This window comes from Phocaeicola sp. RTP21198st1_B8_RTP21198_201120, assembly GCF_040929485.1.
Taxonomy (GTDB): domain Bacteria; phylum Bacteroidota; class Bacteroidia; order Bacteroidales; family Bacteroidaceae; genus Phocaeicola; species Phocaeicola dorei.
Map to the genome: position 1 here is coordinate 923 of NZ_JBCOCI010000457.1, position 249 is coordinate 1,171.

1 protein-coding gene is annotated in these 249 nt (G+C 45.4%); it reads left to right on the forward strand.

The window, feature by feature from the left end:
* On the forward strand, positions 1–249 hold a 249-nt coding region (locus tag AB5935_RS27245), incomplete at both ends, for a two-component regulator propeller domain-containing protein (RefSeq protein WP_368328005.1).

Genomic DNA, 249 nt, shown 5'->3' on the forward strand with positions numbered 1-249 from the left:
GGAAGGTACCGGAAACGCTTTGGCGAGTAATAATGTCTGGGCATTGGTGGAGGATGATAAGGGAAGAATCTGGATTGCTTCCTTGGGAGGCGGTTTGCAATGTTTGGAACCGTTATCCGGTACTTTTGAAACTTATACCAGTAACAACTCGGCTCTGCTGGAGAATAATGTAACCTCTTTGTGTTGGGTAGATGATAATACATTGTTTTTCGGAACTGCCAGTCAGGGAGTAGGAACGATGGATATGCG